The sequence below is a fragment of the Acinetobacter sp. FDAARGOS_559 genome, from assembly GCF_003940475.1.
Taxonomy (GTDB): Bacteria; Pseudomonadota; Gammaproteobacteria; order Pseudomonadales; family Moraxellaceae; genus Acinetobacter; species Acinetobacter baumannii.
Genome location: NZ_RKJG01000005.1, coordinates 1,618,974 through 1,643,936 on the forward strand (window position 1 = coordinate 1,618,974; position 24,963 = coordinate 1,643,936).

General features: G+C 39.3%; 23 protein-coding genes. 7 read left to right on the forward strand and 16 right to left on the reverse strand.

The window, feature by feature from the left end:
- Nucleotides 1-27: 27 nt before the first annotated feature.
- The 6 genes from EGS71_RS09170 to EGS71_RS09195 all read right to left on the reverse strand — a co-directional run bounded on the left by EGS71_RS09170 (nucleotide 28) and on the right by EGS71_RS09195 (nucleotide 4,849).
- Nucleotides 28-201 carry a PA1571 family protein gene (locus EGS71_RS09170; protein WP_001103036.1) on the reverse strand — a complete coding sequence of 58 codons (174 nt, stop codon included), beginning with the start codon at nucleotides 199-201 and terminating at the stop codon, nucleotides 28-30.
- A gap of 139 nt (nucleotides 202-340) precedes the next feature.
- On the reverse strand, nucleotides 341-1,795 hold the full coding sequence (gene rng, locus EGS71_RS09175; protein WP_001288187.1) for a ribonuclease G: 1,455 nt from the start codon (nucleotides 1,793-1,795) through the stop codon (nucleotides 341-343).
- 113 nt (nucleotides 1,796-1,908) lie between these two features.
- Nucleotides 1,909-2,469, reverse strand: coding sequence for a Maf-like protein (locus tag EGS71_RS09180; RefSeq protein WP_000940846.1), 561 nt, complete (start codon nucleotides 2,467-2,469; stop codon nucleotides 1,909-1,911).
- Nucleotides 2,457-2,948: a rod shape-determining protein MreD gene (gene mreD / locus EGS71_RS09185; RefSeq protein WP_001121008.1), complete on the reverse strand. Its 492-nt coding sequence runs from the start codon at nucleotides 2,946-2,948 to the stop codon at nucleotides 2,457-2,459. The genes EGS71_RS09180 and mreD overlap by 13 nt, the downstream gene beginning before the upstream one ends.
- Nucleotides 2,935-3,792: a rod shape-determining protein MreC gene (mreC, locus tag EGS71_RS09190; RefSeq protein WP_001182997.1), complete on the reverse strand. Its 858-nt coding sequence runs from the start codon at nucleotides 3,790-3,792 to the stop codon at nucleotides 2,935-2,937. Before mreC ends, mreD begins: the two co-directional genes overlap by 14 nt.
- 16 nt (nucleotides 3,793-3,808) lie before the next feature.
- Nucleotides 3,809-4,849 (reverse strand): rod shape-determining protein, encoded by a 1,041-nt coding sequence (locus EGS71_RS09195; RefSeq protein WP_000601379.1) that lies wholly within the window; start codon nucleotides 4,847-4,849, stop codon nucleotides 3,809-3,811.
- Nucleotides 4,850-4,982: 133 nt separating this feature from the next.
- Here EGS71_RS09195 and gatC point away from each other — a divergent pair, with 133 nt between their 5' ends.
- From gatC to EGS71_RS09215, 4 genes are all read left to right on the forward strand, one after another.
- Entirely contained in the window at nucleotides 4,983-5,297 is a 315-nt protein-coding gene (gatC, locus tag EGS71_RS09200; RefSeq protein WP_000107699.1) for an Asp-tRNA(Asn)/Glu-tRNA(Gln) amidotransferase subunit GatC, read from the forward strand.
- Nucleotides 5,298-5,350: 53 nt separating this feature from the next.
- Nucleotides 5,351-6,829: an Asp-tRNA(Asn)/Glu-tRNA(Gln) amidotransferase subunit GatA gene (gatA, locus tag EGS71_RS09205; protein WP_000130662.1), complete on the forward strand. Its 1,479-nt coding sequence runs from the start codon at nucleotides 5,351-5,353 to the stop codon at nucleotides 6,827-6,829.
- Nucleotides 6,829-8,298, forward strand: coding sequence for an Asp-tRNA(Asn)/Glu-tRNA(Gln) amidotransferase subunit GatB (gene gatB / locus EGS71_RS09210; protein ID WP_000796648.1), 1,470 nt, complete (start codon nucleotides 6,829-6,831; stop codon nucleotides 8,296-8,298). Before gatA ends, gatB begins: the two co-directional genes overlap by 1 nt.
- A 169-nt stretch (nucleotides 8,299-8,467) precedes the next feature.
- A complete protein-coding gene (locus tag EGS71_RS09215) occupies nucleotides 8,468-9,046 on the forward strand; it encodes a DJ-1/PfpI family protein (protein ID WP_000037728.1) in 579 nt (192 codons plus the stop codon).
- A 78-nt stretch (nucleotides 9,047-9,124) separates the two neighbouring features.
- On the opposite strand, the gene EGS71_RS09220 is transcribed toward EGS71_RS09215, so the two are convergent.
- Together EGS71_RS09220 and EGS71_RS09225 are read right to left on the reverse strand one after the other, a co-directional pair.
- Entirely contained in the window at nucleotides 9,125-9,643 is a 519-nt protein-coding gene (locus EGS71_RS09220) for a hypothetical protein (RefSeq protein ID WP_000086443.1), read from the reverse strand.
- An 83-nt stretch (nucleotides 9,644-9,726) separates the two neighbouring features.
- Entirely contained in the window at nucleotides 9,727-10,794 is a 1,068-nt protein-coding gene (locus EGS71_RS09225) for a DUF1176 domain-containing protein (protein WP_000789877.1), read from the reverse strand.
- Nucleotides 10,795-10,918: 124 nt separating this feature from the next.
- Between EGS71_RS09225 and EGS71_RS09230 the strand changes: the two genes are divergently transcribed.
- A complete protein-coding gene (locus tag EGS71_RS09230) occupies nucleotides 10,919-11,668 on the forward strand; it encodes a DUF4850 domain-containing protein (RefSeq protein ID WP_000735831.1) in 750 nt (249 codons plus the stop codon).
- A gap of 41 nt (nucleotides 11,669-11,709) precedes the next feature.
- Here EGS71_RS09230 and EGS71_RS09235 read toward each other — a convergent pair whose 3' ends face one another.
- From EGS71_RS09235 to EGS71_RS09265, 7 genes are all read right to left on the reverse strand, one after another.
- The gene (locus EGS71_RS09235; RefSeq protein ID WP_000836155.1) at nucleotides 11,710-13,758 is read right to left on the reverse strand and encodes a M13 family metallopeptidase; all 2,049 of its coding nucleotides are present in this window, start codon (nucleotides 13,756-13,758) and stop codon (nucleotides 11,710-11,712) included.
- 268 nt (nucleotides 13,759-14,026) lie between these two features.
- A complete protein-coding gene (sbmA, locus tag EGS71_RS09240; protein WP_002041898.1) occupies nucleotides 14,027-15,220 on the reverse strand; it encodes a peptide antibiotic transporter SbmA in 1,194 nt (397 codons plus the stop codon).
- Nucleotides 15,221-15,456: 236 nt separating this feature from the next.
- On the reverse strand, nucleotides 15,457-16,692 hold the full coding sequence (locus EGS71_RS09245) for a threonine ammonia-lyase (RefSeq protein ID WP_000615946.1): 1,236 nt from the start codon (nucleotides 16,690-16,692) through the stop codon (nucleotides 15,457-15,459).
- Nucleotides 16,693-16,889: 197 nt separating this feature from the next.
- A complete protein-coding gene (locus EGS71_RS09250) occupies nucleotides 16,890-17,861 on the reverse strand; it encodes a patatin-like phospholipase family protein (protein WP_000811534.1) in 972 nt (323 codons plus the stop codon).
- A 168-nt stretch (nucleotides 17,862-18,029) separates the two neighbouring features.
- Nucleotides 18,030-19,505, reverse strand: a complete 1,476-nt coding sequence (locus EGS71_RS09255) for an alanine/glycine:cation symporter family protein (protein WP_001005337.1) — start codon at nucleotides 19,503-19,505, stop codon at nucleotides 18,030-18,032.
- 99 nt (nucleotides 19,506-19,604) lie between these two features.
- On the reverse strand, nucleotides 19,605-19,745 hold the full coding sequence (locus EGS71_RS09260; RefSeq protein WP_000490937.1) for a hypothetical protein: 141 nt from the start codon (nucleotides 19,743-19,745) through the stop codon (nucleotides 19,605-19,607).
- 182 nt (nucleotides 19,746-19,927) lie between these two features.
- Nucleotides 19,928-20,131 (reverse strand): hypothetical protein, encoded by a 204-nt coding sequence (locus EGS71_RS09265; protein WP_002010643.1) that lies wholly within the window; start codon nucleotides 20,129-20,131, stop codon nucleotides 19,928-19,930.
- 509 nt (nucleotides 20,132-20,640) lie between these two features.
- Between EGS71_RS09265 and EGS71_RS09270 the strand changes: the two genes are divergently transcribed.
- On the forward strand, nucleotides 20,641-21,345 hold the full coding sequence (locus tag EGS71_RS09270; protein ID WP_001047593.1) for a nitroreductase: 705 nt from the start codon (nucleotides 20,641-20,643) through the stop codon (nucleotides 21,343-21,345).
- 27 nt (nucleotides 21,346-21,372) lie between these two features.
- Here EGS71_RS09270 and EGS71_RS09275 read toward each other — a convergent pair whose 3' ends face one another.
- A complete protein-coding gene (locus EGS71_RS09275) occupies nucleotides 21,373-22,587 on the reverse strand; it encodes a multidrug effflux MFS transporter (RefSeq protein WP_002010671.1) in 1,215 nt (404 codons plus the stop codon).
- 127 nt (nucleotides 22,588-22,714) lie between these two features.
- On the opposite strand from EGS71_RS09275, the gene yccS reads away from it, so the two are divergent.
- Nucleotides 22,715-24,889, forward strand: a complete 2,175-nt coding sequence (gene yccS, locus EGS71_RS09280; RefSeq protein WP_001984830.1) for a YccS family putative transporter — start codon at nucleotides 22,715-22,717, stop codon at nucleotides 24,887-24,889.
- Nucleotides 24,890-24,963 lie beyond the last annotated feature (74 nt).

The window sequence follows — 24,963 nt, forward strand, 5'->3', positions numbered from 1 at the left end:
AAAATTAAGGGGCTTTAAAATGGCCCCTTATTTTTTAATTGCGCGGCACTGGTTAAGTAACTGATGACATACTGAACGAATCATTGCAGTTGTGATTGGTACTTCTTTACCTTGGTCATTCAACATATAGCAGCTATTGACTGGCGTGCTTTCTAAAACATGTTTAAGACCGTTGCTAATTAAGTTTTCACTTACATTCATGGGTTATACCTCTTATTGTTTGCTAAGACGTTTAATAGGGAGAACGTCTAGGGCTACTGTATGTAAGTAGTATTTAAAATTCATGAATGAAAGTAAAATTTCAGTTGTAACAAGGATTAAGCGATATCTTGTTACAACTTTAACTTAAAATGATATCGTATTGCTCTTGCGTATATAAATTTTCGACCTGAAATTTAATAACTCTGTTGATAAAATGCTCTAAATCCGCGACTGCAGGCGCTTCTGCTGTTAATAATCGGTCAATCACGGATGGATGAGCAACGACAGTAAAGCCACTCGTAGACTCAAATGCACGGGTGTAGCGTAATATCTCTCGAAATATTTCGTAACACACTGTCTCTGCAGTTTTGACAAAACCACGTCCCTGACATGTTGGACACGATTCACATAACAAGTGTTCTAATGATTCTCTTGTACGTTTACGTGTCATTTCTACCAGACCAAGTTCAGAAACCTGTGTGATTTTGGTCTTGGCATGATCACGTTCAAGCATTTTTTCAAATTGACGCATCACTTCTTCACGATGAATCGCTTCTTGCATATCAATAAAATCAATAATGATAATGCCGCCTAGATTTCGCAGTCTAAGCTGACGCGCAATCACCTGAGTCGCTTCCATGTTGGTCTTAAAGACAGTGTCTTCAAGGCTACGGCCACCAACATAAGAGCCTGTATTGACATCTATTGTGGTCATCGCCTCAGTCTGGTCAATCATTAAATAACCGCCAGACTTTAAAGCAACACGTGTTTGCAATGCTTTTTGGATATCTTCTTCAACGTTGTAAAGATCAAATAATGGACGCTCACCCGGGTAATGAATCAGGCGACTTTGCATATTCGGAACAAACTCATCTACAAACTCACGCAGTTTTCCATGAATCTCTCTCGAATCGACATAAATCTTTGCGGTTTCTTCACTTGCCAGATCACGGATAATTCGTTGCGGTAGCGGTAGTTCTTCAAAAATTAAGGAAGGTACTGCTACATCAACTTGCTTACGCTGAATATATTCCCATAACTTACTGAGGTAGCACATATCTTGTGCAATTTCGGCTTCATCTACCCCTTCAGCAGCAGTACGAACAATTACGCTACCGGGTAAATTATGCTCCGCCTGAATGCTCTCAATAATATTACGTAGCCGATCACGCTCTTCTTCAGACTCAATGCGCTGAGAAACACCAATATGGTTACCATATGGCATAAGAACTAAATAGCGAGAAGGAATTGAAAGATCTGTGCTCAGGCGAGCGCCTTTAGTACCGAGCATATCCTTCATCACCTGAACGGTAAGAATCTGCCCTGGATGAAGTAGTTCAAACACATTTGGAGTTGGCTGTGAACGTGGCCAAACCATATCATTAATATGCAAAAAGGCCGTTCTGGATAAACCGATATCAACAAAGGCCGCTTGCATACCCGGAAGCACACGTACAACTTTACCTTTGTAGATATTGCCGACAAGTCCACGTTTAACTGTACGTTCAACATACAGCTCATTAACAGTTCCATTTTCGATTAATGCCACCCGACACTCCATAGGTGTGACATTAATAAGTAGTTCTTCTGACATACATAAACTCAAAGCATTATAAAATTTTTATTAAAGAGTCAGAGGGACTGTTAATGTAGCTTTGTCCATTGTTCATCGACAATGCAATTCAATCAAGAATTATCAACAACCCCTTATGTCTTCACTCTTTTGAATAACTGTGAAAATTCGTACAAAGGAAGCCCTACCACATTACTATAACTTCCTTGAATTTTGGGAATATATTGTGAAGCAATTCCTTGAATTGCATATGCACCGGCCTTCCCTACAGGTTCTCCTGTGGCCCAGTAATCTTCCATATCTTGCGTAGTTAGAGATGCAAACTCAACTTGGGTCTGCACCACCTGACTTAAGATTTGTTGCTGTGTTGCAATACAAATTCCGGAAAATACATCATGCCAACGACCAGATAATTGTTTCCAGATGTCAAAGGCATGCTGCTTTGAGTCAGGTTTACTAATAATCTGACCATCCAGACCAAGGCTCGTATCTGCTGCAATAATCACTGAATCTGGAAAAATGTTTAATACAGCTTGCGCTTTTTCTCTCGCTAACCGCTCTACATATTGGTGAACCAGCTCACCTTCATGAACAGATTCATCAATATCAGGGCTATAGATTTCAAAATTTAAGCCCAGTTGTTGCAACAACTCTCTCCGACGCGGAGAACTAGAAGCTAAAACTAAATGCGCCATTTTGCTAAACAATAATAGACAACAGGCCACGTTAAGATACTTGTCATCAATGGTTGCCAATGTCGAGCAATCGAAAAATGAATGCCCCCCATCGTTTGAGTCACCCACATAAACGCTAAGTGAGCAATAATCACCAATGTAGCAATCGTCCATAAATTACCAAAAGTCAAAATACGGCGTTCGCGTATTAAAAATCGGGTAATAAACGTGACAATAACAAAACTCAGTGCATTTAATCCTAAAGGTGCGTCAAGCAATAGATCTGTAAAAATCCCCATTCCAAAAGCGAACCACACCCCACACCATGTTGGCTGGCACACAACCCAAAACAACATGATCATAAGCATGAACAATGGTCGCCAGCCCGAGATGTCGTAAGATAGTGGATAGATCATGAGGACAGACCCCACGATTATAGAGAGAATAATTCCCCATAATGGATCTTTACGCTTCTCACGTTTCAACTTAGCGATCGGCATATGGTTGCTCCTTCGCTAATGAGTCAGAGAAAAGTACAACAACATGATGACCAGTTGCTAATTGTGCTGCTGGTGTAACATCAATTTCAGCAAACTCACCTGAATTATGGCGACGGATTTTAGCCACCGTACCCACGGCATAACCTGCTGGAAAATGCTCACCTAAGCCTGAACTTAATACTTTATCGCCGACCTGAATATTTGCACTCGTTGGCACATATTCCATTTTTAAACGGCCTAAATCACCAGTACCCGAGACAATTGCACGCATACCTGTACGCTCTAAACGAACAGATAGAGAATGCTCTTTGTCAGAAAGCAGCATCACACGTGAACTATGAGGATATACATTGATAATTTGCCCCATAATCCCTTTATCATCCAGAACCGTTTGACCAACTTTAAGATGATCCATTGCACCACGGTTGATAATGATAATGTGACGAAGCGGATCGGCATCTGTCCCAATCACTTCCGCAATTTCCATACGACCATCAATAATTAATGGTGTATCGAGTAAACCACGTAAGCGGGTATTTTCAGCAGATAATTCAGACAGCTTCTGCAAGCGGACCTGAGCCTGTAATAGCTCAGCCTGCATTGCAGTGTTTTCACGGCGCAGTTGTGTTTCAGATTTAGTTTGTTGATTCAGCCATTCTCTCGACAGTACCGGATAACTTGCAAGTGCATAAATTGGATTATATGCAGCGTACAAGACATCCCTTGCTGGCTGAATTACATAAGGCATGCGCCAATCAAAGAACAGCACCACCAAGCATGTAATGACCGCAATAATGAACGAGCGGAAAGATGGCGGCTGTCTTGAAAAAATATTCGGTTGCACCGCCTAATCCTTAAACTTAACCGACGAAAAGCATGTCATGGTTCGGGTTGTCGAAGAATTCCAATACTTTACCACCACCACGGGTTACACAAGTAAGAGGGTCTTCAGCAACAACAACTGGCAAACCAGTTTCTTGAGCTAATAATTTATCAAGGTTACGAAGTAACGCCCCACCACCTGTCAATACAATACCGCGCTCAGCAATATCAGAAGAAAGTTCAGGAGGAGTTTGCTCAAGTGCAGATTTCACCGCGCTTACGATACTTTGTAATGGGTCAGAAATTGCTTGAGTAATTTCGTCAGAAGTTACAGTAATCGCACGAGGTACACCTTCTGCGAGGTTACGACCACGTACTTCAATTTCTAATGTCGTACCATCAGAAACAGCCATACCAACTTCTTTTTTAATAATTTCAGCTGTGGTTTCACCAATTACACAACCGTGAGCTTTACGAACATAGTTGATAATTTGCTCATCAAATACATCGCCACCAATACGTAAAGAATCAGCATAGACACAACCTTGCAATGAAATAATTGCAATTTCAGTTGTACCACCGCCAACATCCACAACCATAGAACCACATGCTTGTTCAACTGGCATGCCAGCACCAATTGCAGCAGCCATTGGCTCTTCAATTAGGCGTACATCACGAGCACCCGCATTAAATACGGCTTCGCGAATTGCACGGCGCTCGACCAAAGTTGATTTACATGGTACACATACAACTACACGAGGTGCAGGTGGGAACAAACGTTTTTCGTGAACTTTACCAATAAACTGATTCAACATGGTTTCAGTCACTTCAAAATCTGCAATTACACCGTCTTTCATTGGACGAATTGCAGAAATATTCGCAGGTGTACGGCCTAGCATTTGCTTAGCATCTAGACCTACAGCAGCAACAATTTTTTGTGAACCACTGTGACGAATTGCCACAACTGTTGGTTCATTTAATATAATGCCGCGGCCTGGTGCATAAATAAGTGTATTTGCTGTACCTAAATCAATGGCTAGATCCGGCGAAAACAAGCCAATTAGTCGTTTTAGAATCACGGTTCGTTCTCAGTTAAACTTTCATGTGGATGCAAGGTGGCAACTTTAAACTAAATGTGATGATTTGAACAAGTCAATCGCTTATTATAACGCACGATATTTTGAAAATTTTTAATACTGATTAGGTGATGTTATGTCTACATCGGATGCACAGCATTCAGCAGATTTAAATGCACAAACAGTTTCAGCAATCGCCAATCTTGCTCGATTGTCGCTCAATGATACGCAATCTGCTGAATATGCTCAAAGTCTAAATAAAATTTTAGGCATGATGGAAACCTTAAAAGGCATTGATACGGAAGGCGTAGAACCTTTAAAGAGTCCTTTTGACAATCCTCAACCTTTACGTGCTGATGTGGTAACTGAAAGCAATCATCGGGATGAATACCAAGCAGTTGCACCTGCAACTCAAGATGGTTTGTATCTTGTTCCTCGCGTGATTGAATAACTTTTAATCAATTAACCCATCTTCCCTATTTTGAATGTAAAGAAATTTTACTCATGACTGATTTACATCGCTTATCAATTCGCGAACTTGCTGAAGGCTTAAGCCAAGCGAAGTTTTCATCTCGCGAATTGACTGAACATTATTTAAAACGTATTGCTAAAATCGACCCGCAAGTTAAGAGCTATGTGACGGTTACTCCAGAACAGGCACTTCGCGAAGCCGATGCTGCCGATGCCGCATTAAAAGCTGGCAATGCAACTGCTTTAACGGGTATTCCTCTTGCCCACAAAGACATCTTTTGTACCAAAGGTATTAAAACCACTGCTGGTTCAAAAATGCTCGATAACTTCATTTCACCTTACGATGCAACCGTTGTTGAAAAAACTAAAGCAGCTGGTCTGGTTACTTTAGGTAAAGTGAACATGGATGAGTTTGCGATGGGCTCAACTTCTGAGAGTTCATATGTCGGTGCAACGAGCAACCCTTGGGCACTTGACCATGTTCCTGGCGGTTCATCTGGTGGTTCTGCTGCGGCTGTAGCAGCTGATTTAGCGCCATTTGCTACAGGTACCGATACAGGTGGCTCAATTCGCCAACCTGCTTCTTTCTGTGGTTTAACAGGCTTAAAACCAACTTATGGTCGTGTATCTCGTTTCGGGATCATTGCTTATGCATCATCATTAGACCAAGCAGGTCCAATGGCACGCTCTGCTGAAGACTGTGCTTACCTAATGAATGTAATTGCAGGTCACGATGCTAAAGACTCAACTTCGGTTAAAAAAGAAGTCGATGATTACGTTGCAAACCTAAATAACACATCTGTAAAAGGCTTACGCATTGGTATTCCTAAACAATACTTTAACGTTGCAGGTTTAGATGCTGACGTAAAAGCACGTGTTGAAGAGTCTTTGAAAAAGCTTGAAAAAATGGGCGCAACGCTTGTTGAGATCGACCTCAACATGACTGAAGCTTATGTACCAACGTATTACCTCATCGCGCCAGCGGAAGCATCTTCTAACTTGTCACGTTATGACGGTGTTCGCTACGGTTATCGCTGTGAAAACCCAGCTGACTTGATGGATCTTTACAAACGTTCGCGTTCAGAAGGCTTCGGTCCAGAAGTTCAACGCCGTATTTTAATTGGTACATACGCGCTTTCTGCGGGTTATTACGATGCTTACTATGTAAAAGCACAAAAAGTACGTCGTTTAATTCAACAAGACTTCTTAAAAGCTTTTGAAAATGTAGATGTAATTGCAGCACCTGCTGCACCAACAACTGCCTACAAAATCGGTGCATCTTTAGACCCTGTTGAAATGTACTTAGGCGATATCTATACCATCGCAGTGAACTTAGCGGGCTTGCCAGCGATTAATGCTCCTGTTGGTTTTGATAAAGACAACTTACCAGTAGGTTTACAGTTAATCGGTAATTACTGGTCAGAATCACAATTGTTGTCGATTGTTCACCAATACCAACAAAACACTGACTGGCACACCAAACGTGCGGCAATTGCTGAGGAGAATGCATAATGGCTGAAGCTCAAAAGTTGAAATTGATTGACGGTTGGGAAGTCGTTATTGGTATTGAGATTCATACTCAGCTTGCAACCAATTCTAAAATTTTCTCGGGTTCATCAACTGAATTTGGTCAAGACCCAAATACACAAGCGAGCCTTGTAGACTTGGCGATGCCGGGTGTATTGCCGGTTTTAAATGAAAAAGTGGTTGAACTCGCAATTCGCTTTGGTTTAGGGATTGACGCTTACATCGACCAAGCTTCAGTCTTTGCACGTAAAAACTACTTCTATCCTGACTCTCCAAAAGGCTATCAAATTAGCCAAATGGACAATCCGATTGTGGGCTTGGGCCATATCGACATTCAGCTTGAGGATGGTACGACTAAACGCATTGGCGTAACTCGTGCTCACCTTGAAGAAGATGCGGGTAAGTCGGTACACGACCAATTTGAAGGTATGTCTGGCATTGACTTAAACCGTGCTGGTACGCCTTTGCTTGAAATCGTTTCTGAACCAGACATGCGTTCGGTTGAAGAAGCTGTTGCCTACATCAAAGCAATTCACACACTAGTACGTTGGTTAGGTATTTCTGACGGTAACATGGCTGAAGGTTCATTCCGTGCGGACTGTAACGTGTCTTTACGTCGTCCGGGACAGCCATTCGGTACACGCTGTGAACTTAAAAACCTCAACTCATTCCGTTTCATTGAGCAAGCGATCAATGTTGAAATTGAACGCCAAATGGAAATTTTGGAATGGGGCGGCGAAATTGATCAAGAAACTCGTTTGTTCGATCCAAATAAAATGGAAACGCGTTCTATGCGTTCTAAAGAAGAAGCGAATGACTACCGCTACTTCCCTGATCCAGACTTGTTACCAGTAATTATTCCAGATGAGCAAATTGAGGCCATCAAAGCAACTATGCCTGAGTTGCCAGCAGCACGCCGTGCACGCTTTATTGCAGACTTTGGTGTAACTGAATACGACGCACACGTACTTACGCTCTCACGCGAAATGGCGGACTTCTATGAAGCTGTTGTCGCTGCGGCTGGTGGTGCGAAGCAAGGTAAAATTGCTGCAAACTGGGTAATGGGTGAATTCTCTGGTGCTTTAAACAAAGCGGGCTTAGAGTTAACAGACTCACCTGTTTCTGCTGAACAGCTTGGCGGCATGATTGCGCGTATTATCGACAACACCATTAGCGGTAAAATTGCCAAACAAGTCTTTGGCTTTATGTGGGAATCGGAAGGTAAATCTGCCGATGACATTATTGCGGAAAAAGGCTTAAAGCAAGAAACTGACACGGGTGCAATTGAAGCAATCATTAAAGAAGTACTTGCAGCCAATGAAAAAATGGTTGAAGAATACAAGTCTGGTAAAGAAAAAGCCTTTAACGGTCTTGTTGGTCAAGTCATGAAAGCCTCTAAGGGTAAAGCTAACCCTGCTCAAGTAAATGAATTAATGAAAAAATTGATTGGTTAATTTCATTAACTAACTCAACAAAACGCCTCGATTTATCGGGGCTTTTTTATATGACCTACAAGATACACTTCGACTAAAGAATATTCTTTTTTCTAAAAAATCACATAGCGACTGTGCTAATTTAAATTAAGAATTTAGATAAATTACATTTTAAAAAGAGGGATAAATCATGTCTAAAAAGATTTTAATGTTGGTCGGTGACTATGCTGAAGACTATGAAACCATGGTTCCTTTTCAGTTCTTAACTGGTTTAGGTTATACCGTGCATGCTGTTTGCCCAAATAAAAAGAACGGCGACCATATTGCGACGGCTATTCATGATTTTGAAGGTGAACAAACTTATAGCGAAAAACGTGGCCACAACTTCGCGATTAACTATGATTTCGATGCCGTTAATACCGAAGACTATGTAGGTCTAGTTATTCCGGGTGGTCGTGCACCAGAGTATTTGCGTATGAATGATCGTGTTATCGAAATTGTACATGAGTTCGATAGAGTGAAAAAACCAATTGCAGCTGTATGCCACGGTGCTCAGTTACTCGCTGCGGCAGATGTGTTAAAAGACCGCCTCTGCTCGGCTTATCCAGCATGTGCGGCCGAAGTAAAATTGGCAGGTGGACAATACGCAGATATTGCTGTAACTGATGCCGTTACCGATGGGCATTTGGTGACTGCTCCGGCTTGGCCTGCACATCCAGCTTGGTTAGCACAATTTGTGAAAGTTTTAGGCGCTAAGATTAGTATCTAAATAAGATTCTTCACCCCAAATACAATAAAGCCTGCATTTAGATAGCAGGCTTTATTACTAAAATAGAAAACTAGATTTTTATCTTGTAATTCCCAACTTATTCCAAATTTCTGGTGTTAAAAACGTTGTCACCAATTTATTTAAATCGATGTAGCGTAATGTGCCCTGCAACTGCTGTTTAACGGCTGGGTCTTTAACAATATCTTCACCCGCACTTTGGCCTAACTGCTGGAAAGCCTCCCCAACAGCCTTCACACCTTCAGCCTGAATTACAGCTTTGGTCTGAGCAGAACATTGCTCTACAATTATCCGCTGTAAAACCTGAGCCAGTTTCTGATCTAACTGATCTTTTTGCTCAGGCGTTACATTACTAAATGCTTTTAAATCGGGATGAGCCGCTAAAGCTGTAAATGTCCATTGGAGCACCGTGGTTTTATCTGAAGCTGTTGTTGCTTTAACTAAACAATCACTGAGCTGATCAACTGTTGGACCAGCCATCGCAATTTGTGTTGCGCCCAGTACAGTCGCCGCCACACATATTGAACGGCTCAGATGTGAAAACTTACGGCGAGCAATAGCATAAAGATGACGTGACATAGGTCTAGCTCCAATAAACAATCTGTTCTTTTTATCACACAGTCACTAAAGTTACCTGTTATGACTCTGTAACCGCAAAATACTTACTTTACAACTGATTCAATGCGATCAAGCTCCCACACTCCACCTGCTGCCAAGCCTTTACACATACCCGTCCACATATCCTTAATATGCACAAAACTCTTGCCGTCCCATACCCATTCTTCACTTGCCCAGCAATCTCCAATGCCTCGTCCCTTTTGAGCACTGCTAATAATACCGCTATCAAAATCTGAGGCGGACTCAGTCACAAACGCGGCCTTACCGTTTAAAGACTCATCGAGTACCCATGCCCCATACCCTTCGTTATAAGCCCCTCTCCAGCACAATGTAGTCGCCAGAACTTTCTTATTGGTTAATTTATATAGCTCAATTTTCTGTGGTTCGGCTCCATCACTGTTACCACCATAAATACCTTTACAAAAGCCGTCTTCTTTCGGATTCGGTTTAGCAGCCATCAAACTACGGTGTATTGCTTGGTAATGTTTATTTTTAGGCTGTAAAGTTAAATAAGGTTTGGTTGAAGTCTTAATACGCTTCACAACTAGTTTTGGTTCAGGCATAAGCACTTGATTTTCATTGGCACTGCCCTTTTTAACCAAAGCACCAATAGTCCCTATACGCTTCTGAAAATCATCCATCTTTAATAATACGGCAGTCATCCCAGCATCGGAAACTTTCCATTTATGCTGCGCATTTTTAAATACAATTTCAGTCTTCTGTTTGGACTGCTGTAGTAGAGCATTGACTTGCGAGCTGTTTAGCTTACCCATAATTGGCAGCTCAGTACCGTCCACACCCACTGCACCTAAATCTTTGCCATTTATATAAAAATGGATATTTTTAAGCTGGTTTGCAGGTATGCTTTGTTCATAGTCAGACAAAGCAAATTCAATCTGTACAGGTTGTTTTGGGCCTGCTTTACGTGTTAATAAAATTGAAGCGGGATTATCACCATTTTCTTCGTTTTGATAGCCTGCAGCCTTACAGGTACCCGTATTACTGCAAGAGATTTCCCACTCTTGGTGAGAAAATGAAATACCTTTTATATCTTGAGCAAAACTATAAGAACTTATTACTGCCAAACAACAAATTGAAAGTATATTTTTCATTTTTTCATGTCTCTACACGTCTGTTTTATTATGAAGTTAACAACAGTGTTAAATTTTGAGTTACCGCCTAGTTTAAAAGAATATGTTAGATTTATATAAAATTTAAATTGATTACTTTCTAAAAATGAAAAAACTAAATTTTTTATTATGGGCAACATTAGTCAGCCTAAATTCAACTGCTTATGCAGAAGTAAAAAGCTTTACTCCTCATTTCCCCAAATTTTATAGCTCTGCTACAACCCGCAAAGCAGACAATCAATTCTATGCTCTTGGAGAGGCAAAATTTTTAAACGGCGTTGCAGTCCCTTTTTATGGCATTACGGCACAAAACCCAATAGAAGATGGTTTACTTAAAAGTTTTGAAAAATGCACGCCTAAAAGCTGTAGTTTTAATTTTAAACTTGATGCTCAACATGCCAAGCAATTAAAGCTTCTTGCATTACCTGAAGTAGGTGTAGTACTTGTTCCACGTAACTGGCAAGATATTCAAGCAAATGCAGGCGCAAATGGAACTGGTTTTGCTCTAATCATGAGTCCAGATCAAAAGCAAGTGATAAAGCTTTATGACTCTTCATTTTGCGTTGGATGTGGATTACCCAATGCAACGCTTTATTTTCCTGAACTATTAAAAGAAAGTCTTGAAAATGAATATGGTGGTTTTAAAGACCCTAAAAACCTTATCAATATTGTTCATCCCTCTAAAAAAGTCGCTTTTTTTAGCTACCAAATTCCTCAAGTGAACAATAAAACCCATGGTATTGCCAAGTATGATGATGAAGACACTTTTAACTATAAAGAGATTCAAGTCACCTTAGATAAGTCGCAGCAGTTTCTAGTTGGCCCTATCCTTAATTTTTATAACGCAACCCATTAAATCAATAACCATAAAAAACCCGCTTTCGCGGGCTTTCTTAATTACCAAATAGTTACCCGTTTCTCTGGTGGTAAATACATCTGATCATCTTCGTTTATTTTAAAAGCCTCATAAAATGGTTTTTGATTCATTAAAGCTCCATTACCACGTACTTTATCAGGAGAGTGAGGATCAGTTTTTAAATAGATAATCGCTTGAGCTTCGCGGGTTTTCGCACGCCAAACTTGAGCCCACCCCATATAAAAACGTTGCTCCCCAGTTTGTCCATCAATTACAGGGGCGGGCTTACCGCCTAATGCAATTTGATAGGCCTTATAGGCAATTGCTAACCCAGAGTTATCTGCAATATTTTCACCTAATGTCAATTCACCATTAACATGATAACCAGCAATCGGTTCATAACGGTTATATTGTTCAATCAACGCTTGTGTTTTAGCTTTAAAATGCTGGTGATCTTCAGCATTCCACCAGTTTCTCATATTACCCAATTCATCAAACTGGCTACCCTGATCATCAAAGCCATGACTAATTTCATGGCCAATCACAGCACCTATACCACCATAATTTACTGCATCGTCTGCGTTTATATTAAAAAAAGGTGGTTGTAATATCGCTGCTGGAAATACAATTTCATTCAATGATGGATTGTAATAGGCATTCACCGTTTGTGGTTTCATATACCATTCATCACGATCAACCGGCTTACCCAATTTATTAAGTTCATATTGGTATCTAAATTCACTTGCGCGAATTATATTCCCAACTAAATCATTTTTAGCGATGTGCAGGTCAGAATAATCACGCCATTTTTTTGGATACCCGATTTTTATTGACATGTGAGAAAGCTTTTTACGAGCTTGTATTTTCGTTGCAGGACTCATCCAGTCCAATTCTGTAATGCTTTGGTCATAAGCACGAATTAGATTTTGAACCAATAATTCCATCTGTTGTTTTTTCTCAGCGGGAAAGTATTTTTCAACATAAAGTTTGCCGATACCATCTCCCAGCACCTTATCAACAAGCTGTACACCACGCTTCCAACGCGCTTCTTGTTCAGTAATATCTCGAAGTGTCTTGTTATAAAAATCAAATTTATTATCTACAAAAGCGCTATTTAGTAATGGAGAAAAATTATTGATCAAATGCAATTTAAAATAAGCTTTCCATATATCTAAGGGTGTATTTTGAATAATTGTATTTAAGCCCTGAAAGTAATCTGGCTGATTTACCTGAATAGTATCAATTTTTCCTTTTAATTCAGTTGCAGTTAGATAACCTTGCCAATCAAATGCGGGGGTCAATTTATACAAATCTGCGAGTTTGTATTTATTGTAGCGTTTTGCAAGATCACGGTTTTGTACATTGCTCCACTGTATTCGTGCTAACTGAGTTTCAAGTTTTAAGATTTCCTGAGCATGTTGCGCAGCTTGTGAATCTCCTGCAAGTGATAAAGTTTTTTCAATATACTTTAAATACTGTGCACGAGTTTCGATAAATTTTTTATCATCTTTTAAATAATAATCACGGTCAGGTAGACCCAAACCACTTTGCTCCAAACCAGCCACCATTTCAGTAGATTGTTTCATATCCTGTTCAATGCCTAAGCCAATCGGGCTATTAACATTAATACGAGCAAAATGGGCCATTAAAACTGCTATTTGCTTCTTATTTTTCAAGCTATCAATTTGATGTAGCTCAGTTTGTAGGGGGATAATACCTTGCTTTTCAATGCCTTTTTCATCCATAAAGCTCGCATATAAAGTAGCTATTTTCTGTTCTAAACTACCATCCGCCCATTTTTTTCTAGATAGCTCTTCTACAATCCCATGTACTTGACTGATTGATAACTCACGGAGCTGATTAAAAGCTCCCCAATTTGCTTTATCAGCTGGGATTTCAGTATTTTTTAACCAAATACCATTTACATGAGCATAAAAATCGTTCTTTTCACTAATAGAAGAATCAATATATTGTTGATCTATACCTGATATTTTTTTGATTTGAGAAGTTGTCACTAATTCCGCATGTACCAAATTAGCAGAAGACATAAGTGCAATCGTAAGAGCACTTTTAAGTAAAATAGATTTCAAAGACTTAACCTCGTATTTAAATATTTAATAATCTAAAACAATGATTTAAATTGATTATTTTTTTATTAATTAAGCGAATAGCAAAATTAAAATCAATATAGAAGCAAATTCTATACCGCGAAAATATAATATTTCAAAAAATATATTTTATTATATAAATCAAAATTATAAATAAAGAGCCATACATAACAGGTTATTTTACTAAATACTCAATATTTTAAAGATGCCCTGGCTTGAATCAAGGCACCTTAAAGAATGATGATTACTTTTAATTTAAAGTATCTTCAAATGTTCTCAAACGCTTATAAATTGAAAGTAGTTCAATGATTGTTTTCCATGAAGTAATTAAATACTGGAATGATTCACGGACCTTATCAAAGACATTACTAATTTGCGTAATTAAGCCTAATGTCATTTTACCTGCTGCAATAGACGGAAATAAAACAACCAAGCTATATAAAATATCTAATTGTAGATACCAGATACTAACCAGATTAAAATAAGAATAATGAAGGTATAATCGAAAATAATTAAATCTGACTTTTGAGAATAATTCTTTTAATGTCTTTGGCTGTGCCCGTTCTTCATAGTCTTCGCCATAAACCAACTCTTTACGATAAGCAGCTTCTACCTTCTGGTTATTAAATTGTAGACCGGGTAATTTAATACCAACCACCATGAGTAGAACTGTACCAAAAATAGCCCATACAATTGCTGCCCATACTAATGAATGATCAATTTCTCCTACAATAGGTAATACTTTAACCTGCTTAGAAAGTTCAAATAGAATAGGTAAAAATGCAATCAATACCATAATTGCCTTTATGAAGTTTACGCCTAAATCTTCTAAAACAGATGCAAAACGCATGGTGTCTTCTTGCACACGCTGTGAAGCACCTTCAATATGGCGAAGTTTCGCCCAATGCTCTGTATAATATTCATTCATAGCCGTACGCCAACGAAATACATAATGGCTAGCAAAAAATGCATTAATCACGGCTAAAGTCACGCCAACCATGGCAATTAAAAGAAAAGTAACTGTTCCGCTATATAGCTTATTAATATCACCGCCACCATGATCTAGCATTGCTTGAATAAGATTATAAAAAGGTGCATACCATGCATTAACGGCAACACTGACTTGCACGCCAAACCAGATGTTAAATAAAATAAAAGCAGAGCCCCAAACTGACCAACGTTGCCATGGATGATTAGAAATAATTCTCCAAAACCCTGCAAAAATTGCTGTAGAAACTAGGAACCAAATATAAAACCATATAAAAGTCGGAGACCAGAAGCGGCTAACACCAATTGGTAATTGTTCACTATGGTAACCCTGATGGAATCCAATGAAACTCCCCCATGTACTACCACCAGAATACCAAAGCACCATATTAAGCGCGATCCAAATAACCGCAGATATAAAGAAATACCGTGGTGATGGAAAAAATGATTTGAACATTGAGTGTTGATATCCCTATATTTCTTCAAATTTACAATGAAAGGAATACTAAAACCTAAACCTTAAAATTGTGAAGGCTAAAGTTTAGAGAATTGTCAATTTTTCCCATTTCATTGAAGGATTTGATCGTTTTTTTGTAAATTCATCCCTTTATGCAATTTAATCCGTTTAAATTGCTTTGTATATGGCTCCCCTAAGAGCCATATACAGTTTTTATATCACAGCCATATGTACGTTTAAATCTCTTCTTTACGAACAATATAGCCTTCAAGTTGCATAGCCTGAATTAATGGTTCCAGATCTGGAGCGCTTTTTAGTTCAATATCGACACTCACCGCACTTTCTTTAGCACGGCTTGTTGCGGCAAAGCGTTCATGTCGAAGTTCGTAAATATTACCGCCCTGCTCCGCAATAATTGCTGTTAGACGCGCCAAGGCACCCGGATTATCTGGTAATTCAACGCGAATACGAACCATACGGCCAGTACGCGTTAAGTGACGCTGTAATACTGAAACCATTACGCGTGTATCAATATTGCCACCAGATAACACCACACCAACTTTATGGCCTAAAAATAGATCGGGACGAGACATAATTGCAGCAATTCCAGTCGCGCCAGCCCCTTCACATACTGTTTTTTCAATGTTGAGTAATAGCGCAATCGCTTCTTCAATCATATCTTCAGTGACTACCACAATATCATCTACAAAATGCTTAGCAATTTGTGTGGTCAGCTCGCCCGGAGTTTTAACCGCAATACCTTCAGCTACCGTTGAACCCATTGAAACCGCGAGTTGATAGTTACAAAGCAGTTTCGCCATACTTGGATAAACAACCGACTGAACTCCGATAATCTTGATTTTAGGATTTATCGTTTTTGCAGCAATCGCAATACCAGAAATGAGACCACCACCTCCAATAGGTACGACCAATATATCTAAATCAGGAACAGCTTCCAGCATTTCGAGCGCAATGGTTCCTTGACCCGCAATAATTTCAGCATCATCAAATGGATGAATAATGGTTAAAGATTCTTCTTGTGCCACACGGTGCATTTCAGCAGCAGCTTCCGAAAAGTCTTGGCCATGCAAAATAACACGTGCACCGTATTCACGTACTCGTTGCACCTTCACATTGGGCGTCGATTTTGGCATAACAATAGTTGCCGTGACTCCTGTGTGCTGTGCATGATAAGCGACCCCTTGCGCATGATTACCAGCTGAAGCTGCAATTACACCATGTTGTTTTTCTTGTTCAGATAAGCTCAAAAGTTTATTTAGTGCGCCCCTTTCTTTAAACGAAGCCGTAAACTGTAGATTCTCAAATTTCAGCCACATTTCAGCCCCTAAGGTTTTAGAAATGGTTTCTGAAAAAACAAAAGGTGTTTTAACAACTAAACCATCTAAACGCTCTGCAGCGGCATGTATATCTTCTAATGTTGGAAACTCATTTTTTACCTGTTGCTGAATCATCTAAGTAGCTGGCCTCAATATGTTACAAATCAATTATTTTTTTGAAAAATAGCATGAATATCTCATATGTGTCATGAGTAGTTTTCAGCATAGCTCCACTATACAAAAATTTTTGTCAGCACATACAAATCTTTTATTTTTCAACAAAAAAGCCCTTAGCGGGCTTTTACTTAATTTTTCATATACTTGCTTTCAATTTATTGCGTTTGCGCACTTAAACCGTCAGTAGATAGATTTTGTTCAGCTATTTTTTCATCAATCGCAAACTGAATATCAGACAGTTTTGCATTTGCTGCATCTATGCCTGCCTTCATGGTTGCTTCACGGCCTTTTACATCAAAAATATGTGCTTTTTCTCTTAAATCTGGTTGAATTACTACATCTGCATATTGAAGTTCTTCGGCAGCCAAACGTCCTTGCATAATATTAATATTCTGGTTAAAGAGACCCCATACATTTGAGGTTTCCGTATAAATGGGTTGAGCCAGAATATCGACAGCAATAATGACATCGGCTCCTAAATCACGGGCTACTTCAACAGGTACCGGACTGACTAAACCGCCATCTACATATTCAGATTTACCAATTTTAGTCGGTACAAACATGCTTGGTATTGAGGCTGATGCTCTCACGGCCTGTCCCGTATTGCCATAATTAAATACGGTTTTGGTGCCATGCTTGAGCTCTGTTGCCACTACATACATCGGAATTTTCATTTTTTCGAGCGGCAAGTTATTTACTTGCTGATTTACGTAGTCTTCAACTTTTTTGCCATCAAAAAAACCTTTTAAACCAATACTGATGTCACGAACATCTGCAGCTTTCATTTTCAATGCAGTATCGCGAAGTTCATCAGGCGTTTTTCCACTCGCATAAATTGCCCCAACAATACTTCCTGCACTGGTTCCAACAATGAAATCAGGACGAATACCATGCTGTTCTAAAACTTCAATAACACCAATATGTGCATATCCTCGTGCACCACCACTACCCAGTACTAATGCGACTACTGGTTTCTTATGCTGCTTCTTAAGCTGTGCAAAAGGCTGATCGACGAAACGTGAGTATGCCTCTGCCGTTTGCGGTTTTAAGGCAGATAAGTGTGAGGTGGTTTGGCACCCGGCCAACACCATAGAAAGTCCGAGAACCCACAATTTAAGCTGTTTCATGGCCCATCTTTGCACTATGACGTTAATTTTCGAATTGCAATTTTAGTTGCTCGTTTTGTGAAATGCTGTAGTGAATTTATTTAATTTGTCATGTTTAATTTTTATACTCAAGTATTTTTATTATGCCGAAAAAAAGCCCCTTATTTCTAAGAGGCTTTTCTTACAAAATTACCAAATATCTGAATCGACTTTTTTCTTCAACTCTGGATATTTATTAATTTTAAATACAGGTTCTTTAATACCTTGCTTCAATTGCGCTCGGTAATCTTTCAACAAAGTACGAGCCATTGGTGTTAAGAGTAAAATTGCGACCAAGTTAATGGTAGCCATAATACCCATAAACAAGTCTGCCATTGACCATACTAATGGCACACTACCAATTGCACCGAAATACACCATCACCAATACAAAAATACGGAAGATGAACATGACTTTCGGGTTGTTATTAATAAACTGTACGTTACTTTCTGCATAAGCATAGTTACCTAATACAGCTGAGTAACAGAACAAGAATAATAGAACAGCTAAGAAATCAGCTCCCCAGTGCCCCACTTGAGTCTCTAGTGCACGTTGGGTTAATTCAACACCGACGAAACCAGCATCTTGGTAAACACCAGAAACTAAAATGATGATTGCTGTACTAGTACATACAATGAATGTATCTACGAATACACCAAGCATTTGTACCAAACCTTGGTTTACAGGATGTTTTACATCAGACGCAGCCGCCGCATTTGGTGCAGAACCCATACCCGCTTCGTTTGAGAACAAACCGCGCTTAATCCCTTGCATCATTGCCATTGACACGGCAGCACCGAAGAAACCACCTGCCGCAGCATTAAAGTGGAAAGCTTCAGTCACAATCAGTTTTAAAACATCAGGCAAAATCGCATAGTTGCTTAATGCAATATATAACGCTACAGAGAGATAAAGACCTGCTTTTAAAGGAACAAACATCTCTGCGAATTTAGCGATACGTTTAATACCACCAAAGATTGCTAATGCAACCATCACAACAAGAGCAAGACCAACCCATGAAATTTCTAAATCAACACCACCTAAATGCGCAATAAGATTAGCTTTATCCCAACCCCAAGCATGTGAAGATGCATTAGCAATTGCATTGATTTGAACTGAGTTAAATACAAAACCATAAGTAAAGATCAATGCTAACGCGAAGATCACACCAAAAGTTTTACTACGTAAACCTTGAGTAATATAGTAGGCTGGACCACCGCGGAATTGCTTGCTATTACTGTCTCTCACCTTAAAAAGTTGAGCAAGAGTAGATTCGATAAAAGCAGAGCTCATACCAAGTACAGCGGTTACCCACATCCAGAACACGGCGCCTGGGCCACCAATTGCGATCGCAATTGCCACACCAGCAATGTTACCCACCCCAACACGGCTCGCAAGACCTGTTACAAATGCTTGGAAAGGTGTAAGGCCATGCTCATCTTCGCCTTCTGTACGGCTGCTTTTCATAACACGAATACTTTGCAAGAACATGCGAATTTGCACTGCTCCTGTTAAGACCGTATAAAAAATACCGACGGCCAGCAAGAAAATAACCAGAAAATCCCATAAAGGTTCATTAAAAAATTGTACCCACGACATCAGTGTGGCATTGAGTTGTTCATTCATACTCGGTCCGCTTACGTTCTTGCTAATGTGCTATTAGCACAAGCCAAAATACTGCAATAAACAAAAAAGCCCCTAAAAATAGGGACTTCTTCAGTACATTTAAGGAAAAACTTTTAATGTCACTTGAATAGCAATTACCGTCACAAGTTTAAGCAACATCATGCCCAGCACTAAGCCTTTGAAGGTTACATGAGAGAAAGCACCCTTCAGATAAAATAAATTCATCGCACCACTGAACATATTCCCATTTGGGTGAACAGAATGCATCGACTCGGCTACAAACTTGGAAACTAACAAATGACCACCGCTAAATCAGCTCGTTTAATGATTCCCATCAATTAATCGAGTTATAAAAACTGGATTTAAGCCAATAAGCATATTTACATATACTTTTGGGCGAATGTCTAAACTGGATTTAAATTTCAAAGACTGTAACAAGCCATCGTCATAACACGACTATCTGTGCCCTTTTCTTTTTCATTAAAGAAGAGTGCATTGAGATCTGTACCAAGCTGTTGTATTTCTTGTGGCTCAGTAGTCGCGTGAGTTACGTTCATTTTCATGGTTGCAATGGTAATCGCCAATCCTTGTTTCATGAACTGCTTGTTGATGAGCGGTAAACTCATGTAAAGCTCCTTATACCTCGTGTATTTCTCCATTTCTGCACAAAATCCTTTCTGTAAAAGTATTTTATTTGCAGCCACTACTTTTTTCCTAACGTGAGTATGGAGAAATCATACCTGCGTAAAAAAGTCGGTATTATGCAGAAATTTAAAATTTTGTGTATGTTTTTCATTAAAAGTTTATGCTACTTAAGATTATTTTTTATGCAAAAACATCTGTTTTGTACTGTTTTTAAACATATTATACCTTTTTTCTAATTGAGTAATTTTCACTCAACCCTTATTTTGGCTTTAATCGAATGACTATCAAAGTCACACCACTTTACCATTTTAAGCCTAAAGTGGCATATTCGAATTATCATTGAGCAGACATCATGTCTGACCCAAGTCATTAATCATATATATAAGGATATCTGTTTTCTAATATTTTTGCTTATAAATACAGCAATTTCAGCATATAAAATTGCATCTCAAAAAGTATTAAATATTGAGGAAAAAGATCAGGAGTACTCATGAATTTGGAACAAGTCCGCCTTGTTGACGAAGCAATTACCTCTCGACATTCTGTCCGTGCTTTTTTAAGCACTCCCATTGAGCCAGAAGTCATTAAAGATATATTAAGAGTCGCAAGTCGAGCACCTTCCGGTACCAACACTCAACCATGGAAAGTTTATGTAGTCACAGGTCATAAACGTGATGAAATGGTAGAGCGTGTTTGTGCAGCACAGATTGAGGTTTCCAAAAATCCCGAACTTGCAGAGCAATATAAAGAAACTTTTGCATATTACCCTGAAAAATGGGTCTCTCCTTTTATTGACCGCCGCCGTGAAAATGGTTGGGGACTCTATGGTTTGTTAGATATCAAAAAAGGTGAAAAAGAAAAAATGGCTGCTCAGCAGTTACGTAACTTCAAACTGTTTGATGCTCCAGTCGGAATTTTCTTTACAGTCAATAAAGCAATGGGAATTGGTTCCAAAATGGATATCGCCATGATGATTCAAAATGTCATGGTCGCTGCCAAGGCCCGGGGATTAGACACCTGCCCTCAAGCAGCTTGGAACCATTTCCATCCGCTAGTGTTAGATATTTTAGGCGCAGCAGATGATGAAGAGTTGGTATGTGCAATTGCACTAGGTCATGCCGACCCTGAACATATTGTGAATACCTTTATTACACCTAGAGAGCCTGTTGAGAATTTTGCAGTTTTTCTTGATTAAAGATGCAAGACAATCACTCTCTTAAAATCAAGAGAGTGATTGGCTTTTTGCATGTCGAATCGCTTTTAAAACAACAATAAAACCACTTAATGTAAATAACACCATCATCACTCCCATATTGAGTGATGCAGACCAAATAAGGAAGTTAAGCAGTACTCCACCCAATAGACCGCAAGCAAATTGCATACTTCCCATAATTGCACTGGCTGTTCCTGCACGAGCACCTTGCTTTGACATGGCTAGAGCCATAGCATTTGGTCCAGTTAAACCAATTCCTGAAATTGCTAAGAACAGTCCTAACATTACTAGCCATAAAGGTGCTGCAGAAATTAAGCCAGCAATCAACACAATGCTTGCACCTGTCACTTGTACCATTGAACCTGCTTTTAAGCGCTTAGTGATTTCAACACGTGTGGTTAAGTGCTTATTTAAAGATGACATTAACATAATGCCAAAAGCATTGAGCCCGAATACATAAGCAAACTCTTGCTGATTTAAGCCATATTGATCCATAAAAACGGCTGGAGCTGAACTGATATAACAGAATAATGCTGCACCTGTTAAACATCCTGCAAACATAGGTAAACGGAAGCTTGCATCTTTGAAAATAGCACCATATAAGGTAGCCACTTGATATAGAGATAACTTGAGCCTCTTATCCATTGCCAAAGTTTCTTTAAAAAAGAAATGTACACATAGCCAACAGATTGCTCCTACAATTGAAAGCGCAATAAAAATCGCTTGCCATGGAAACCAGATTAATATCCAGGCCCCAATCATCGGTGCCAAAATAGGTGCCAAGCCCATTACGATCATCATGCTTGAAAAAGCTTGTGCCGAGCCTTGCACATCTAATCTATCGCGTATAGCAGCACGAGCCATAACCACCCCCACACAACCACCTAAGGCTTGTAAAATACGGGCAGCAATTAGGCTCCATTCATTTGTAGCGAGCACACAGAACAAGCTTGCAACTGCATAAAGCGCAAGCCCAAAATAAAGAGGCTTTTTTCGACCAATACGGTCGCTTAAAGGTCCATATACCAGTTGACCAATGGCTAAACCAAAAAAATAAGCTGGCAATGTGTTTGCTACCATTTGCGTACTCACCCCAAAATCATGGGCCATTTGAGGCAACGCAGGTAAGTACATATCAATGGATAATGGCCCTAAAGCCGTGAGTAAAGCGAGCAACATAATCCAGCCAATAGAATATTGACGCTGGGCTGTTTGTTCAGACATAACGATATTTCATTTTTCAATCATTTGCATACAGACAAGCTTACACTGTCTATCGTATGATTTGTGCAACATTGGTGTAGAAATACGCAAATCCTTTATCACTCAGGTTGATCAGCAAGGACTTCATTTGAAATCTTGGTTTAAACGCCTAAAAAGAGCGACTTATAACACATCATTTATGTATAACGTGCGGATGCTGATTGCCTTTTCAGGAACTGCGTTCGTGCCTTATTTTCTAGGACATCAATTAGCAACAATTCCCCTCACTTTAGGTGTGGTCGCAGCTGGTTTAAGTGATATTGATGATCGCTTTTCAGTGCGAATCATGAATTTAATTTACACCTATATTGGTTTCTTCATTACCGCAGCTTCCGTACAATTACTTTTCCCTTATCCAATGCTTTTTGCGCTAGGGCTGATTGCCTCTTGTATTGGCTGGATTTTACTAGGGTCATTAGGCCGCCGTTACGCAACAATTTCTTATGGATGTCTGGTTGTTTCAGTTTATACCATGTTGGGAGTTCATTTATTTGACCAGTGGTATATTCAGCCAGCTCTTTTGGTTGCGGGAGCAGCATGGTACGGACTTATTGCAACCATTAGCTTTTTATTATTTCCGGTTCGCCAGCTCCAAGATAAACTTGCAGCCTCTTATGCTTCATTAGGCGACTTTCTATTTGCTAAATCCAATTTGTTTGATGTCGATATGACGCCTGCGAGTTATCAGCAAAGTATGATTGATCTTTCATTAGAAAATGGCAAATTAATAACGATTTTTAATGATCTTAAAACCGCCCTTTTAACCCGTTTAAAGGGTGACCGTGGACAAAAAGGTACTCGCCGTAGCCTACATTATTACTTTGTCGCACAAGACATTCATGAACGTGCAGACTCTGCCCATATCGACTATCAAAAGTTAGCTAAAATTTTCCAGCACAGTGATATTTTATTTAGATTTCAGCGCATTCTGGCGATTCAGGGTAAAGCTTGCCAAGAGCTAAATGAATGTATTTTACAGCGTAAACCCTATATCCATAACAAACGCTTTAAGCAGAGTTTCGAGAATTTACGCTTATCTTTAGTAAAGTTAAGAGATGATCAGCAGTATGACTTATTGTGGGTAAATGCTCTTTTTGCCTTATACCGAAACTTAAAGTCTATTGACTCACAATTACTCAACTTAGAAACGGAACAGCATATTCAGTCTGACAAAGTAAAGCAGGCTGAAAACCAACTTAAAGATGATGATCTAAAAGGTTGGAATGATATTGTTGTTCGAATAAAACAAAATCTAACACCTGAATCTGTACTGTTCCGTCATGCCATTCGTGTTTCGATTGTTCTTTTTATTGGATATGTATTTATTCAAATGACTCATATCGAATATGGCTACTGGATTATGTTGACAGCTTTATTTGTTAGCCAACCTAACTTTAACGCAACAAAACGTCGCTTACGTTTACGTATTGTGGGTACATTAGTCGGGATTATTGTCGGCCTTAGCATAGTATTTTTAGTACCTTCTGTGGAAGGGCAATTAGTCATGCTAATTTTGAGTGGCGTACTGTTTTTCGAGTTACGTAGTAAGCAATATGCTCAAGCAACCGCTTTTATTACTATTTTGGCATTAATTAACTTTAATCTGGACGGTTCGGCAGTCGCTGCAGCTATTCCTAGGTTTGTTGATACCCTAATTGGTTGTGCTTTAGCATGGTTTGGTGTGACCTTTATTTGGCCTGACTGGAAATTCCGTCGCCTACCGCGCAGCATTCGACGCTCCTTACAAGCACAATGTAATTATTTAGCTGAAGTGGTAAAACAATATCATGAAGGCCATAATCATGCCCTCAACTACCGTATTGTCCGCCGAGCAGCACATAATACTGATGCAGAAGTTGCTTCGCTTATTTCTACTTTAGCAACAGAGCCGGACTTCGACCCTACTCGTAAATCCGATATATTTGAATTTTTATGCCTCAATCATACATTTTTAAGTTATATCGCTGCACTTGGAGCACATCGAGAAAAGATTCAGGATCAAGCAGTTCTTAACGTATTAGATCAAGCATTAGATGATATACAAGGTGCTTTGTTAAGAGATGAAATGCCTGATCTTACGGCACAAAATATGCTACAGACGATACGTCAGCGCTTAAGCCAAAATGATGAAGATGACCAAAAATCGCTCATTATTTTACAGCAGTTATCGTTGATGCTCAGTGTATTAAATCGATTTAGTATGTTAAAACAACGGCTAAGTCATGATCTGGATAATGATGCTAGCGAACTTGCATCATTATAAATTTGAGTCAGAATTTAGTATGAAATTGGCATAATATCCTTTCCTGACTTATGCCAATTAATGCTAAACTTAAA